At 63.8% G+C, this 14,019-nt stretch carries 11 protein-coding genes and 1 tRNA gene; 5 read left to right on the top strand and 7 right to left on the bottom strand.

Annotated features, from left to right (window positions below):
- The first annotated feature begins 701 nt into the window (after positions 1–701).
- The 4 genes from GPA_RS05655 to GPA_RS05640 all read left to right on the top strand — a co-directional run bounded on the left by GPA_RS05655 (position 702) and on the right by GPA_RS05640 (position 7,089).
- Positions 702–2,246, top strand: coding sequence for a sodium:solute symporter family protein (locus GPA_RS05655; RefSeq protein WP_015539236.1), 1,545 nt, complete (start codon positions 702–704; stop codon positions 2,244–2,246).
- Positions 2,247–2,501: 255 nt separating this feature from the next.
- Complete coding sequence (locus tag GPA_RS05650; RefSeq protein ID WP_041239158.1) at positions 2,502–3,953, top strand: ATP-binding protein; 1,452 nt, start codon at positions 2,502–2,504, stop codon at positions 3,951–3,953.
- A 283-nt stretch (positions 3,954–4,236) separates the two neighbouring features.
- The gene (locus tag GPA_RS05645) at positions 4,237–5,238 is read left to right on the top strand and encodes a YdcF family protein (protein WP_015539235.1); all 1,002 of its coding nucleotides are present in this window, start codon (positions 4,237–4,239) and stop codon (positions 5,236–5,238) included.
- A gap of 192 nt (positions 5,239–5,430) precedes the next feature.
- On the top strand, positions 5,431–7,089 hold the full coding sequence (locus GPA_RS05640; RefSeq protein ID WP_015539234.1) for a Na+/H+ antiporter NhaC family protein: 1,659 nt from the start codon (positions 5,431–5,433) through the stop codon (positions 7,087–7,089).
- A 95-nt stretch (positions 7,090–7,184) separates the two neighbouring features.
- Here the strand turns inward: GPA_RS05640 and GPA_RS05635 are convergent, their stop codons facing one another.
- Positions 7,185–7,871 carry a 5-formyltetrahydrofolate cyclo-ligase gene (locus GPA_RS05635; protein ID WP_049784028.1) on the bottom strand — a complete coding sequence of 229 codons (687 nt, stop codon included), beginning with the start codon at positions 7,869–7,871 and terminating at the stop codon, positions 7,185–7,187.
- Between the two features lie 368 nt (positions 7,872–8,239).
- Between GPA_RS05635 and GPA_RS05630 the strand changes: the two genes are divergently transcribed.
- Positions 8,240–8,713: an RrF2 family transcriptional regulator gene (locus tag GPA_RS05630; RefSeq protein WP_041239157.1), complete on the top strand. Its 474-nt coding sequence runs from the start codon at positions 8,240–8,242 to the stop codon at positions 8,711–8,713.
- A gap of 62 nt (positions 8,714–8,775) precedes the next feature.
- Here GPA_RS05630 and GPA_RS05625 read toward each other — a convergent pair whose 3' ends face one another.
- The 6 genes from GPA_RS05625 to GPA_RS05605 form a co-directional block, all read right to left on the bottom strand.
- Positions 8,776–10,122 (bottom strand): Nramp family divalent metal transporter, encoded by a 1,347-nt coding sequence (locus GPA_RS05625; protein WP_015539232.1) that lies wholly within the window; start codon positions 10,120–10,122, stop codon positions 8,776–8,778.
- A gap of 4 nt (positions 10,123–10,126) precedes the next feature.
- Positions 10,127–11,479 (bottom strand): magnesium transporter, encoded by a 1,353-nt coding sequence (locus tag GPA_RS05620; protein ID WP_041239156.1) that lies wholly within the window; start codon positions 11,477–11,479, stop codon positions 10,127–10,129.
- Between the two features lie 182 nt (positions 11,480–11,661).
- A tRNA-Arg gene (locus GPA_RS05615) sits at positions 11,662–11,738 on the bottom strand.
- Between the two features lie 175 nt (positions 11,739–11,913).
- Positions 11,914–12,090 carry a hypothetical protein gene (locus GPA_RS17980; protein WP_156790940.1) on the bottom strand — a complete coding sequence of 59 codons (177 nt, stop codon included), beginning with the start codon at positions 12,088–12,090 and terminating at the stop codon, positions 11,914–11,916.
- A 235-nt stretch (positions 12,091–12,325) separates the two neighbouring features.
- A complete protein-coding gene (locus tag GPA_RS05610) occupies positions 12,326–13,093 on the bottom strand; it encodes an ATP-binding cassette domain-containing protein (protein WP_015539229.1) in 768 nt (255 codons plus the stop codon).
- 1 nt (position 13,094) lies between these two features.
- On the bottom strand, positions 13,095–14,019 hold a 925-nt coding region (locus tag GPA_RS05605), incomplete at its 5' end, for a glycine betaine ABC transporter substrate-binding protein (RefSeq protein ID WP_041239155.1).

Raw genomic sequence — 14,019 nt, 5'->3', positions numbered from 1 at the left:
CGAAGGCCGCCCTGCGGGCGGCCGGCGGCGGCTCTCCCGTGGTTTTCGCGCCTGCCGGCGCGAAAGGGCGCTCTGGCGAGCGCCCTGCCCAACCTGCGAGCCCGTTATGTGCCCTCCGGGCGCATGGGCGGATCGCTTCGCTCCCGCCCGATCAACCCGTGCGCCCCGAATGTTTCACGTGAAACATTCGTTCGCTAGCGAGAGAATCGAGGCGGCCCGCTCACTTTTTCGCTCGCCGAGGCGCTCCACTGTGGTAGAGTATGCGCATGCATTCTGCGAGGGGACATATCGTCGTCGACGAACGCTGGCGTTTCGAGCTGGCCGTCGCGGCTGCATGCCGCGCCTTCGCACCGCGCGCTTCCGAATGCCTCGCACCGTCTGCCTTGCAGCGCACGGTGGCTCAGCAGGACGACGGAGCCTACCGCGCCCTTCCTTATTATTCCTATCGATACCTCTAGCACATGGGTTTGCCCGTGGTGCTGCGACGTGTCGGAACCCGGCGCGGCGCGCCCGCAGCCGGCAAGGTCATGTGCGCCACTGCGCGGGCTCCTTTCCAGCGCGCTGTTTCACGTGAAACATTTGTACGATCATCTGATGATGCGGCAAGGGTCTCCCGTGAAACAAGCTGGAGCAACGGCCCGCACTCCAACGGAAAGCGAACGCGGGCGGGGCAGCCCGCATGAGACGATAGGGAACTACCAATGATCGAAAAGATATGCATGGTGCTCATTTTCGTGGGCGTGGCAGTGGGCGTGGGCATCTACTGCCGACGCCACGCCGGCACCGTCGACGGGTTCATCCTGGGCGGGCGCAACGTGGGGCCGTGGCTCTCGGCGTTCGCGTTCGGCACGAGCTACTTCTCCGCCGTCATCTTCGTGGGCTACGCGGGGCAGTTCGGCTGGAAGTACGGCATCGCCGCCACGTGGATCGGCATCGGCAACGCCATCCTGGGCAGCCTTTTGGCCTGGTGGGTGCTCGGCCCGCGCACGCGCGAGATGACGCACCGCCTGGGCGCGTCCACGATGCCCGAGTTCTTCGGCGCTCGCTTCCAGTCGAAGGGTTTGCGCATCGCGGCCGCGGCCATCATCTTCGTGTTCCTCATCCCGTACACGGCGAGCGTCTACAACGGCCTGTCGCGGCTGTTCGGCATGGCGTTCGGCCTGCCGTATGAGTGGTGCGTCATCGGCATGGCGGTTATCACCTGCATCTACGTGGTGCTGGGCGGCTACATGGCCACCGTCATGAACGACTTCATCCGGGGCATCGTCATGCTGCTGGGCATCGTGGCGGTCATCGTGGCGGTGTTGGTGAACAACGGCGGTTTCACCGAGGCCATCACCACGCTCTCTCTCATCCCGGCCGAGGGCAGCGAAATGGCCGGCCCATTCGTCAGCTTCTTCGGGCCGAATCTGCCCGACCTCATCGGCGTCATCATCCTCACCAGCCTGGGCACGTGGGGCCTGCCGCAGATGGTGCAGAAGTTCTACGCCATCAAGAGCGGCCCGGCCATCAAGCAGGGCGCCATCATTTCCACGGTGTTCGCCATGATCGTGGCGGGCGGCAGCTACTTCCTGGGCGGGTTCGGCCGCCTGTACGGCGGGCAGGTGGAGATGACGGCCGCCGGCACGCCGGTGTACGACTCCATCATCCCCACCATGCTGTCCACGTTGCCCGACCTGCTCATCGGCATCGTAATCGTGCTGGTGCTGAGCGCGTCCATGTCCACGCTGTCGTCGCTCGTGCTCACCTCGTCGTCCACGCTCACGCTCGACCTCATCAAGGACAACCTGGTGAAGAACATGAGCGAGAAGAAGCAGCTGTCGTACATGCGCGTGCTGCTGGTGGTGTTCATCGTCATCTCGGCGGTGCTGGCGCTCGTGCAGTACAACTCGTCCATCACGTTCATCGCGCAGCTCATGTCCATCAGCTGGGGCGCGCTGGCCGGATCGTTCCTCGGCCCGTTCTTCTGGGGGCTGTTCTCCAAGCGCATCTCGCGCCCGGCCGTGTGGGCCAGCTTCATCGTGGGCGTGGGCCTGACCACGGGCAACATGATCGCCGGGTTCGTGGGCACGGCGTTCATCGCCAGCCCCATCAACTGCGGCGCCATCGCCATGGTGCTGTCGCTGATCATCGTGCCGCTGGTAAGCCTGTTCACGAAGCGCGTGGACTTCGAGGTGGACCCGCCGCGCGTGGAAGGCGCCATCGACCGCGAGTACGAGCAGGAGCTGGAAGGGGAAGGGGAGTAGCGCCGCCGGAAACCGAGCGTACGGAATTCCGCTTGCGTTTCACTTGCTCGCCATTTGCTTCGCGGGGCCCGTTTTGGGCCCCGCAGCTGCTTTCGAAGGCTGTCCAACGAATCGATACTCATCTGATCAGGCAATTCAGTTAAACTTCATCAGGCCTCTTTTCAAAATCTCATTTGCTTCTCACTTGCTCGTCATTTGCTTTTCATTTGCTTCGCTGATATAGTGCAGTTTGATAACACGGCTGAAGGAACACTCATGCAAAACATCGGCGCGCTCATCGAGAATCTCAGGCAGCTTTCCAACGAAACCGAGTACGTGGAATTCAAGAAGGACTTCGCCGAGCCGGAGAAAGAGGCGAAAGACATCTGCGCGCTTGCCAATGCCGCTGCGTTTCATGACGCATCGGCGGCTTACAAAGTATGGGGTATCGAAGACAAGACCCATGAAGTAGTCGGCACATCATTCAATCCCAAAGCTTGCAAGAAGGGTAACCAGGAACTTGAGATATGGCTGCGCCAGCATTTGAGCGCCAACGCACATTTCGAATTTATCGAACATGTCCACCAGGGTGCTTCCGTTGTCGTGCTGAAGATCTGGCCTGCCTACCACCAGCCGGTGCAGTACGACAACGTTGTCTACATCCGCACGGGAAGCTGTACCCAGAAGCTTGCACACGGCTCGACGCGCGAGTCGGAGTTATGGAAGAAGATACAGAAAGAGGTGTTCGAAGATCAACTTGCTATTGAAGATTTGTCTGGTCAGGAAGTCTTCGAGCTTCTGGACATAAACGCGTATTTCCGGCTGTCTGGAACCACTGCGCCGGAAAGCCTCGAAGCGCAGCTGCACTACTTTCTCGAAGAGGGCATGCTTGAGCGGCAGGACAACGGCATGCTTGCCATTACGAACCTGGGTGCAGTCCTCTTCTCGAAAAGTCTCGAAGCCTTTCCTACCGTCAAGCGGAAGGCGGTGCGCGTTATGCTCTACAGCGGCCGAGGGCGAATCGATATGCTGAAGGAAAGGACTTTCGACCAAGGATATGCCGTGTGCATGGAAGCATTGTTCGACTACGTCATGACGCTCGTTCCTGCTCGTGAGACTATCCAAGGAGCGCTTCGGACAACGGTTACGGCGTATCCTGCCATTGCCGTTCGTGAGCTCGTTGCCAATGCGCTCATCCATCAAGACTTCACGGTGACAGGGGCGGCGCCGCTCATCGAGCTTTTCGACCATCGCATCGAGTTCACGAATCCGGGTAGCCCGCTTGTTGAAGTGGATCGCATTGTGAATGATCCTCCACGTTCCCGCAACGAGAAGCTGGCCTCCCTCATGCGACGTCTGCATATGTGCGAGGAAGCGGGAAGCGGTTGGGACAAGATCATCAGCGCATGCGAACACTTCCGCATGCCGGCCCCGAAAATTGAGATCAGGGAGGAACGGAGTATGCGCGTATCGCTGCGACAGGCCGTTCCGTACAAAAACCTCAGCCCACAAGAACGATTGGAAGCGTGCTACTGGCATGCGTGCATCTGCTATGCACAGGGTGATTACGCTACGAATCAAAGCCTTCGCGAACGTTTCGATTTAAAGCCTTCGAACGCTTCGCAGATATCGCGCTTGATCAAAGAGGCGGCGGAAGGAGGGCTTATCAAGCCTGTGGACCCCAATACCTCGCCGCGGTACATGAAGTACGAACCGGCATGGGCATAAGCTTCACTTGCTCGCCATTTGCTTCGCGGGGCCCGTTTTGGGCCCCGCAGCTGCTTTCGAAGGCCGTCCAACGAATCGACACTCGTCTGATCAGGCAATTCTATTAGGCGCCGTCACGCCCCCTTGCTAAATCTCACTTGCTTCTCACTTGCTCGCCATTTGCTTTTCGCTGGTCGCGCTCGGTTAGCCATGCCCGAAAAGAACAATTTGGCGACGGCGGCGCAACGAACGCTATACTATCGAGTACTCGTGCTGTCCCTCCGCAACCGACGAAGGTCCCTCCATGCTGCTCACGCTGCTGCTCATATACTTCCCCGCGCTGGTGTTCGGGTTCCTGTTCGTCAAGAACTACCGCAAGGAGCCGCGCCAGTTCCGCAACGCCTTGTACTTCCTGCTGCTGTGCCTGTTCTCATTCTACGGCTTGTCCATCCAATTCGAGCTGCCGTGGCTCGTGCTCATCGGGTTCGCCGCTATCCCTTTCGGCACGGTGGCGCTCGTCGTGTTTCTGACGGCGAACACGTTCGTGGTGGTCAAGCGGGAGGGGCTTAGCCTGTCGCACCTGCTGCCGGGGCTGCTGGCGTTCGGTATCGTGGCGGCCTGCGTCGGCGGGCCGGTGCTGCTGCTTGTCCAGGCGCCTCCGCTGCTGTTGGCGCTCTATCTGCTCGTGCTGATGGAGGGCTCGTACGTGGCATTCACGTTCGCGGCGCTGCTGCTGTATTCGTGGCTGTACCGACGGCTGCCGAAGCGCCGCGATTACGACTACATCGTCGTGCACGGCGCGGGCTTGTCGGGCACGAAGCCCACGCCGCTCCTGGCCGCGCGCCTCGACAAGGGCGTGGAGCTGTGGGAGGCCGGCGCCCGCCGCGCCATCATCATTGCTTCGGGCGGGCAAGGAGCCGACGAGGAGGTTCCCGAAGCCCAGGCCATGCGCGCGTACCTCATGGAGGAGCGCGGCGTGCCCGTCGACGCCATCATCGAGGAGGACCGCTCGACCACCACGATGGAGAACCTGCGCAACTCGAAGGCCATCATGGACGCGCGCTCGGGCGCCGGCCAGTACCGCGCTGCCGTGGTGACCAGCGACTATCATGTGTTTCGCACCGCCGAGTACGCACACAAGATTGGGCTTGCCGCCGACGGCGTGGGCAGCAAGACGGCGCGTTACTTCTGGCCCACGGCGTTCATCCGCGAGTTCGTGGCCGTGAGCAACGCCCACCGCTGGCCCTTCGTCGTCATCTTCGCGCTCTGGCTCCCCTTCGCGGCCATCGTGCTGCTCCAGCTCTAAGCCGTCCCAGCCGCCCCCCCAAGCCGCCGCAAGCCGCCGCGATCGATCGCCGCCGTGCGGGCGTGAAAGCGGTATTCGCGCTGCTCGCGGCGCTTTCATATCGTATACTAGGGCGCATCGTTGCGCATCCGCGCGGGCGTCCGCAGCACGACCTTCGCGCGAATGCGTTCCGCCTAGGAGAAGGGGACGCATATGGAAGGCTTCGACCTTATCAGCACAGGGGTGTGGTCCATCATCCCGCCCATCTTGGCGCTGGCGCTGGCGCTCATCACGAAGGAGGTGTACTCCTCGCTCGCCATCGGCGTGTTCACCGGCATGGTGATCTACCAGTTCAGCCTGAACGGCGCCGGGTTCGAGCAGCTCGTGGACTCGTTCACCATGGTTCCGCAGATGATGGCCGAGCAGATAGCCGGCAACGGGGCGCTGCTCTTGTTCCTCGCGTTGCTGGGCGCGCTCGTGGTGGTCATAGCCGGCGCGGGCGGCTCGCGCGCGTACGGCGAGTGGGTGGCCACGCATATCAAAAACGCGAAGATGGCGCAGATTCTCACGGCGGTGCTGGGCATCATCATCTTCGTGGACGACTACTTCAACTGCCTCACGGTGGGCGCCGTCATGCGTCCCGTCACCGACCGCTTCAAGATCAGCCACGAGAAGCTGGCCTGGATCATCGATTCCACGGCAGCGCCCATCTGCATCATCGCACCGGTGTCGTCGTGGGCGGTGGCCGTGGGCGGCTACCTGGGCGAGGGCGGCTTCACCACGTTCGTGCAGTCCATCCCGTACAACTTCTACGCGCTGCTCACCATCGTGTTCGTGTTCTTCATGTGCGCCACGAACAAGGACTTCGGCCCCATGCGCGTGGCCGAGGCCGAGTACCAGCACGAGGGTTCCAAGCAGGATATCCCGCCGAAGGACAGCGCGCTCGAGGCCATGGCGACCGTCGGCCTGTCCGACCGCGAGGCCGCCGACACGCTGCCTCCGTTCAACATGGAGACGGTGGTGGCCGAGCGCGACGAGCTGGACGAGGCGGCGCAGACGGCGGTGGAGGAGTTCAAGGGAATCGCCATCTCCGAGAAGGGCCGCGTGTTCGACCTCATCGTGCCCATCGTGGTGCTCATCATCTTCTCCATCTTGGGCATGCTGTACGCGGGCGGGTTCTTCAAGGGCGTCGACTTCGCCACCGCCGTGGGCGAGAACCCCGTGTTCGGCCTGTGCATCGGCGTGTGCGTGTCGCTGGTGGTGGCCGCCATCATGTTCCTGCCGCGCAAGCTCATGACGCTGTCGGGCTACATGGAGGGCATCTCCGAGGGTGTGCGCTCCATGGTGGGCGCCATCATGATCCTCGTGCTGGCATGGAGCCTGGGCGGCACGTGCCGCTACCTCTTGGGCACGGGCGAGTTCGTGAGCGGCTTTTTGAACAGCATCGGCGTGGGGCTCGCGCTGCTGCCGGCCGTCATCTTCGTGGTGGCCGCGTTCATCGGCTTCGCCATGGGCACGTCGTGGGGCACCATCGCGCTCATCCTGCCCATAGTGATCGGCGTGTTCCCCGCCGACAACCCGCTGTTCCTGGTGGCCATCGGCGCGACGCTCGGCGGCGCGGTGTATGGCGACCATGTGTCGCCCATATCGGACACCACCATCCTGTCGTCGGCCGGCGCGCAGTGCAACCACCTGCGCCACGTGGCCACGCAGCTGCCGTACGCGTCGGTGGTGGCCGTGATCTGCCTGGTAGGCTATCTCATCGCCGGCTTTTCGGGCAACCCGTGGATCTCGCTCGTCGTGGGCGCCGTGCTCATGGTGGCGGCCGTGCTGGTGCTGAACAAGTCCCGGTACGGGGCTTTGAAGGACTAGCGCGCTCCTGCCGCGCGCTTGCTTTTGTCGGGCCGTGCGCCGCGAACGGGGGCGCACGGCCCGTTTTCCGCATGCCGCCCGTCTACGCGCCCCGTCTAGGCGTGGACGATGCGCGCGAGGGGGCGGTCGTGCGGTTCGCAGGGCACGGCCGGCACCCGCTGCTCGTCGAAGGCCACGCCCACGACGAGCGCGTCGGCGCGGAGCCGGGGGAGCAGGCGGTCGTAGTTGCCGCCGCCGTAGCCCAGCCGGTTGCCCTCGTCGTCGAACGCCACGAGCGGTACCGCCACCGCGTCGAGGTCGGCCGGGGCCGCTTCCTCGTAGCCCGCATCGGCCAGCGCGGCGCAGGGCAAACAGCGCAGCGGGTGGTCCAGGAACGCTGCACGCGCATGGTCAAGACGCGCGCCGGGCACGCGGTAGAACGCCATGCGGCCCGGCCCCTGCCCGTCCGCCTCGTCGCGCACCATGCAGGGGAAGCACACGTCCCACCCGCGCGCGAAGGCGCTTTCCGCGAACGCCTGCAGGTCCACCTCGCTGCGCATGGCGGCGTACACGGCAACGCACGGCGGGCGGCCGAGGTTCCGATATGCCCGAACCCCATGCGCCGGTCCCAGCCGGTCCGCTTCCGCGGAATTCCCGTCGGGCGAGCATGCTCCGCACGCACCGGCGTCCGGCGCGCAGGCTTCCTCAACCAACCGTTCAAGCTCGCGGCAAATCGCCGCGGACTTGCGTGCCCGCGTTTCCGCATCCAGCGCGTCGCGCCTTCCGAGCACGTCCGCGCGCATGTTTTTCTTCTCGTCCATGTCGCCAGTATAACACCGCGGCAACGCCGGTAAGGGAGGCGCGCATTCGATGGCCCAGATAGTTAACGATAGTCGATAACTGCAGGTCAAGATTGCGTAGACGTAACCGTTTCCATTCGATTTGCTATGCAATCGGCTCAATGACCTTGCTATAATCGTTCTGCATTCGGTACACTCGAATCGTCCCGGATCGCCCTGTTGGTCTTCGGAGCGGAAATGCCTGAAAGACGCTGTTTTACGGCGTCTTTTGTGTTATTCGGGACATGTTTGAGCATTTAGCGTATATATATGAAAGTCGCTTATAGCAGGCACCTCAGCCTACCGAAAGCAGCGGCGAGTTAGGAGACATCGTGCAATTCAAGGCATCGACGGACTATGGCATGCGCGCCATCCTGTACCTGGCCGCACAGGGTACCACGTGCTCCTCCAAAGATATCGCGCAGGACATGTCCATACCGCGGGACTATCTCATCCAACTGGCCCAGCTGCTGCGCAACGCGGGCCTCATCGAGGCGCGGCCGGGCAAGCACGGCGGCTACCGGCTGGCCAAGGAGCCGTCCGACATCACCGTGCTGCAGATCATGAAGGCGCTCGAGGAGGATGCGAAGGCCTCCACCCGCGCCAAGCGCTCGTCGCGCAAGGGCGGCGCCATGGTGCAGGGCGTGAAGCAGACCTACCAGCTTATCGAAGAGAGCTTCGACGCTTATCTGGACAGCCTGACCATCGAGATGCTGCTCGAAAGCGTGAAGAACGGCGACAACCGCCGCCTCTTCCTGGCCGAGCGCCTTGAGGACGAGGGCAAGCGCCTCGCCGAGAACGCCTAGCACCTAAGAGACGCGCTCCGCACCTGCCGGCCGTCCGCGCCGTCTGCCAGCGTGCCCCCAGGCTACCCGATGCCCAGCACCTGCATGACCAGCAGCGCCGCCGTGAGCACGGTGACGATGCCCACGGTCAGCCAGATGAGCACGCGCGAAACCAGGCGCGTGCGGTACGCGCCCATAACGCGCTTGTCGGCGGAGATGATGGCCATGAACACCAGCAGCACCGGTAGGATGAGGCCGTTCACGAACTGCGCCGTGAGCATAACGCCCATGAGGTCGATCCCCGGGATGAGTACCACGATGGCCGAGAACGCGATCACGAACGTGAAGATGCTCTTGAACAGCGGCGCCTCCCGCCACTTGAACGACACGCCCGCCTCCCAGCCGAACGCCTCGCAGATAACGAACGACGTGGTGAGCGGCAACACGCACGCAGCCAGAAACGACGCGGCGATGAGCCCGATGGCGAACAGCGCCTCGGCGTAGTGCCCCGCGAACGGCGCCAGCGCGGACGCGGCGTCGGCGGCCGACTCTATCTCGATCCCCTGCGGGAACAGCACGGCGCCCGTGGTCACGATGATGAACCACGCCACGAGGCACGCGGCGATGGTTCCGGCGATCACGTCCACCTTCTGCGAGAAGAAGTCCTTCACGCCCACGCCCTTCTCCACCACGTTGCTCTGGGCGAAGAACATCATCCACGGCGCTATGGTCGTGCCGATCATGGCGATGACGAGCGAGACGAAGCTCGTGTCGTTCACCACATGCGGCACCACGGTGCTGGCCAGCGCGTCGTCCCAGTTGGGCTGCGCCATGAACGCCGCCACGATGTACGTGACGAACACCAGCGACAGCACGAGGAACACCTTCTCCACGCGCTTGTAGCTGCCGCCCACCACCAAGAGCCACACGGCCACGGCCGCCACCGGCACGGCCAGGTACTTCGACACGCCGAACATCTCCATGCCGCTTGCGATGCCCGCGAACTCGGAGAACGTGGTGGCCACGTTGCCCACGAGCAGCGCCAGCATGGCCAGCGCCGTGAGGCGGATGCCGAACCGCTCGCGGATGAGCGCGGCGAAGCCCTTGCCCGTGACGGCGCCCATGCGCGCCGCCGTCATCTGAACCACGATGAGCAGCACGCACATGATGGGTATGACCCAGAGCGTCGCGTAGCCGAACTTCGCCCCAACGGTCGAGTACGTGGAGATGCCGCCGGCATCGTTGCCGGCCATGGCCGTGACCACGCCGGGGCCCAGGGCTGCCAGCAGCAGCCACAGCTTGTTCGGCTTCTTCTCGGCCAGCTCCTCGCCGTCTGCGGCGTCCTGCGCGGTCGCGAGGGCGGCGTCCGCCGCTCCGGTCGTGGGAGCCTTCCCTGCGCGCTCGGCCTTCCGGTCTCGTTTCACCATCATGGCCTTACCTCCCGGTGTAGCCGATGACCTGCAGCAGCACCAGCGTGTACAGCCCCAGGAACAGCAGGGAGGCCAGCACGATGCCCACGACCTTGAGGGCCGTGGCCTTCGTCTTGTCGCCGCTCACGTCCTCCTCGATGGCATCCCAGGCGTCGTCGACGGTGACGATGCCCAGCAGCATGTTGTGCTCGTCCACCACGGGCATGGCGGGCAGCTCGTACTTGAAGATGTCGGCCGCCACGTCCTCCTCCGTCTCGTCGGGCGGCACGGAGATCACGTCCTCGTACATGACGTCGCCCACGGGCTTGGCGTCGTCGGTGAGCACGAGGGTGCGCAGGCTGAGCACGCCCTCGAACTCGTCGTACTCGTCGAGCACGTACACGTAGTGGACGGTGGGGTGGTCCTCGGGAAGCTCGCGCAGCACCTCGATGACCTCGCCGACGGTGTCGGTGGCGTGCACGGACACGAACTGCGTGGTCATCATGCCGCCGGCGGTGCCGTCCTTGTAGCCCAGCAGGCGGCGGATCTCGGTGGCGTCCTCCACGCCCATGAGGCGCAGCAGTGTCTCGGCCTTCTCGTAGGACAGGTCGCGCACGATGTCGGCCGCGTCGTCCGGGTCCATGCTGCCCAAGAGGCCGGCGGCGCGGGCGTCGTCCAGATCCTCGATGAAGTCGGCCTGGTACTCGTCCTCCATCTCGGAGATGGCCTCGGTGGCCTGCGCGTCGTCCAGGTGCTGGAAGACGTTCGCGCGCTGCTGGGGGTCCAGCTGCTCAAGGATGTCGGCCACGTCGGCGGGATGCAGCTCGTCCAGGCGCTTGTGCGTCACGGACAGCTGCACCTCGGACAGGTCGCGGTCGAGCAGGTCCATGTAGTTCCAGGCGATGATCTGCTCGTCGATGCGGCGGCCGAACACCTTCGCCACGGCCACCACGGCGCGTTCGAGCCATGGTGCCAGGCCGCGCAGGATGCCGCGCGCGCCCACCTCGGCGCCCAAAAGGCGCAGCTGCGTGCCCGAGATGGAGAGCTTCAGGTCGTTCACGCGCACGACCTTCATGCCCTGCGTGTCCACGATCTGGCGGTTCAACAGGTCGCGCGCCAGCAGGATCTCCTCGGGCTGCAGGTAGCTGAAGCGGATGTCGTGCGCCGGCACGGACAGCCTGATGCCGTCCTCGTCGAACTCCTCGACGTACTTGCGCCACGAGATCATGAACGGGACCTTGCCCGGCCCCTGGAAGGCCAGGCTGGTGATGCGGGGGAACACCTCGCCGGTGGAGATGGCCAGGTCGGAGATCGTGCCGATCTTCTCGCCGGTCGCATCGACGACGGGCTTTCCCATCATTTGAGAGAGATAGAGCATGTGAATTCCCTTACGTGTTTGCTCGCAGGCAGTCGTCCTTCGACCGCCGATGTAAGGGAATCGAAGGAGGACTACTTACTGTGAGGTTTCGATTTTCGAACCTTCAACAAAGTCCCTTTCGCTCGACCAATAAAAAAACCGCACGTGCTGCTGCCAGTCGTTGCGGAATGAAAGTGCTGAAATGGTGCGCCGTGAGGGATTCGAACCCCCGACGTACTGATTCGTAGTCAGTCCCTCTATCCAGCTGAGGTAACGGCGCACGTCGAAACAGCAAAAGCTATTATGGCGGTAACGACCATCTCTGTCAACGGCTATTTTCAAGAAGTTTGAGAAATATTTCTCGTACCGCGCCGGCCGCCCGGCGTGGGCACGGCGCTGCCCGCATCAGGCGTGCGCGATGCGGGCAGCGGGAATGCAGGGCGTGCCTTGGCTGCCTACCTGGCTTCGGGCCAGTCCTCGATGATCTTGGCGGATTCCTTGTTGCCCACATCGATGACATCGATCTCGTCGGGCGTCTCGATGACTTCCAAGACCTCCTCGTTGCTGGGGAGGACGATCTTTTCCTCGGAGCCGTTTTCCTCGGTCGCTTCGGGCGTCTTCTTGTCGGACATGGTTTCTCCCATCTTTCGGACGAACGGTACGCTGCCCCCAATCGTAAGGCGCCGGCGCGGCGAGCAAGCTCGGCAGGGGCATCGTTTACGCGCGCGTAGCGGAATGTTTGGGGGCGTGACAAAGGGACGGGCGTGACAAAGGGCGTGACAAAGGGACGGGGATAATGTCACACTCTCGGGATACTGCCTTCGAGCACAGCGGGGAGTGTGACATTATCCCCGTCCCTTTGTCACGCTAGCGGGCGTACACGCTCTGCTTGCGCGAGACCAGCCGGTTGACGAACTCGGTGGCGGGGGCGCGCAGGATCTCCTCGGGCGGGGCGAACTGCACGGCGCGGCCGGCTTCCATGACCAGCACCCGGTCGCCCAAATCAAGCGCCTCGTCGATGTCGTGCGTCACGAACAGCACGGTGATGCCCGTCTGTTCATGGATGCGCTTGATCTCGTCCTGCAGGCTTGCGCGCGTGATGGCGTCCACGGCGCTGAACGGCTCGTCGGCCAGCAGGATGTCGGGGCTCGCCGCCAGCGCGCGGGCGATGCCCACGCGCTGCGCCTGGCCGCCCGACAGCTCGGCGGGGTAGCGGTCCATGATGTCGCGCGGCAGCCCGATGATGTCCATCCACTTCTTTACGGCCGCCTCGGTGCGGTCCTCGTCGCCGCTGTTCAGCAGCGTGGGCACGTACGCGATGTTCTGCTCCACGGTGAGATGGGGGAACAGCACGCTGCCCTGGATGGCGTAGCCGATGTTGCGGCGCAGCCCGATGGGGTCGGCGTTCGACGTGGCGCGCCCGTGCACGAGCACTTCGCCCTCGTCGGGCATCACGAGCGCGTTCACCATCTTCAACAGCGTGGTCTTGCCGCAGCCGGAGCTGCCGATGATGGTAACGAACATACCCTCCGCGATGGCGAGGTTCACGTCGTCCACGGCGTTGGCGTCCCCGAACCGCTTGGACACGTGCTCGAACGCCACGGCGGCCGCGCCGCCCTTCTCCCTGCCGTCCATGCTACATCAGCCCCTTCTCGGCCAGGAACGCGTCGGCCACCGCTTTCGGTTCCTGCCCCTGCGTTTCCACGGCATTGTTCATGCGCGCCATGTCGATATCGGTGATGGTGCCTTGCAGCTTCAACAGCTCGTCGCGCAGCTCGGGGTGCCTTTCCAGCGCATCCTGGCGCACCACGTTCCCGCAGAGGTACGAAGGGTAGAAGTGCCGGTCGTCCTCGAGCACCGCAAGGCGCTCGTCGGCCACCTGCCCGTCGGTGGTCGACACCACGATGGCATCCACCTGGCCCTCGAAAAGCGCCTGGTACTTCAAGCTGATGTCCATGTCCCGCGTGGCGCCGAAGGCCATGCCGTAGGCATCTTGCAGACCGGGGTAGCCGTCCTGCCGATCGTAGAAGTCGGGCTCCGCGCCAAGCGTGAGCTCGCTCGCAACCCCGGCCAGGTCCGAATACGTGCGCAGGTCGTAACGTTCGGCCACGTCCTTGCTCACGGCCAGTCCGTACGTGTTGTTGAAGCCGTACATCCCCACCCAGGTGAGGCCAAGCTGTGACTCGTATTCCTGCTGCATCGCGTCGAACATCGACTCGTCGTAGGTGTCATCGTGCTTCAGCACGGCGTTCCATCCCGTTCCCGTGTACTCGGGATAGAGGTCGAAGTCACCCTTCTCCATGCCCGGCTCGATGTTCGACGTGCCGCCGCCCACACCCTGCGTCAGCTCCACGTTGAGGTCGGTGTCGTGCTCGATCAGCGTGTTCAGCATCTCGCCGAGGATGTACTGCTCGGTCATGGGCTTCGTTGCGATGTTCACCACGTTGTCGCCGCCGTCGCGGTTCGCGAACGCGAAGGCTCCGCCCGCGATCAGGACCACGGCCGCGCCAACGGCTGCGACGGTGCCTGCGCGCCGCTGCATGCCCCGCCTCCGCCCTGCG

It is taken from the genome of Gordonibacter pamelaeae 7-10-1-b, from assembly GCF_000210055.1.
Classification (GTDB): Bacteria; Actinomycetota; Coriobacteriia; order Coriobacteriales; family Eggerthellaceae; genus Gordonibacter; species Gordonibacter pamelaeae.
Note: the sequence above shows the minus strand (reverse complement) of the source record. Positions and strands in the feature narration are given on the sequence as shown.

Excerpts from the sequence above, each read along its gene's own strand:
- GPA_RS05650 (WP_041239158.1), top strand. The coding sequence starts at position 2,502 with ATGCAAAACATCGGCGCGCTCATCGAGAATCTCAGGCAGCTTTCCAAC.
- GPA_RS05620 (WP_041239156.1), bottom strand. The coding sequence starts at position 11,479 with ATGCTCTATCTCTCTCAAATGATGGGAAAGCCCGTCGTCGATGCGACC.
- GPA_RS05625 (WP_015539232.1), bottom strand. The coding sequence starts at position 10,122 with ATGATGGTGAAACGAGACCGGAAGGCCGAGCGCGCAGGGAAGGCTCCC.
- GPA_RS17980 (WP_156790940.1), bottom strand. The coding sequence starts at position 12,090 with ATGTCCGACAAGAAGACGCCCGAAGCGACCGAGGAAAACGGCTCCGAG.
- GPA_RS05655 (WP_015539236.1), top strand. The coding sequence starts at position 702 with ATGATCGAAAAGATATGCATGGTGCTCATTTTCGTGGGCGTGGCAGTG.
- GPA_RS05635 (WP_049784028.1), bottom strand. The coding sequence starts at position 7,871 with ATGCGCGCGGACGTGCTCGGAAGGCGCGACGCGCTGGATGCGGAAACG.
- GPA_RS05610 (WP_015539229.1), bottom strand. The coding sequence starts at position 13,093 with ATGGACGGCAGGGAGAAGGGCGGCGCGGCCGCCGTGGCGTTCGAGCAC.
- GPA_RS05645 (WP_015539235.1), top strand. The coding sequence starts at position 4,237 with ATGCTGCTCACGCTGCTGCTCATATACTTCCCCGCGCTGGTGTTCGGG.
- GPA_RS05640 (WP_015539234.1), top strand. The coding sequence starts at position 5,431 with ATGGAAGGCTTCGACCTTATCAGCACAGGGGTGTGGTCCATCATCCCG.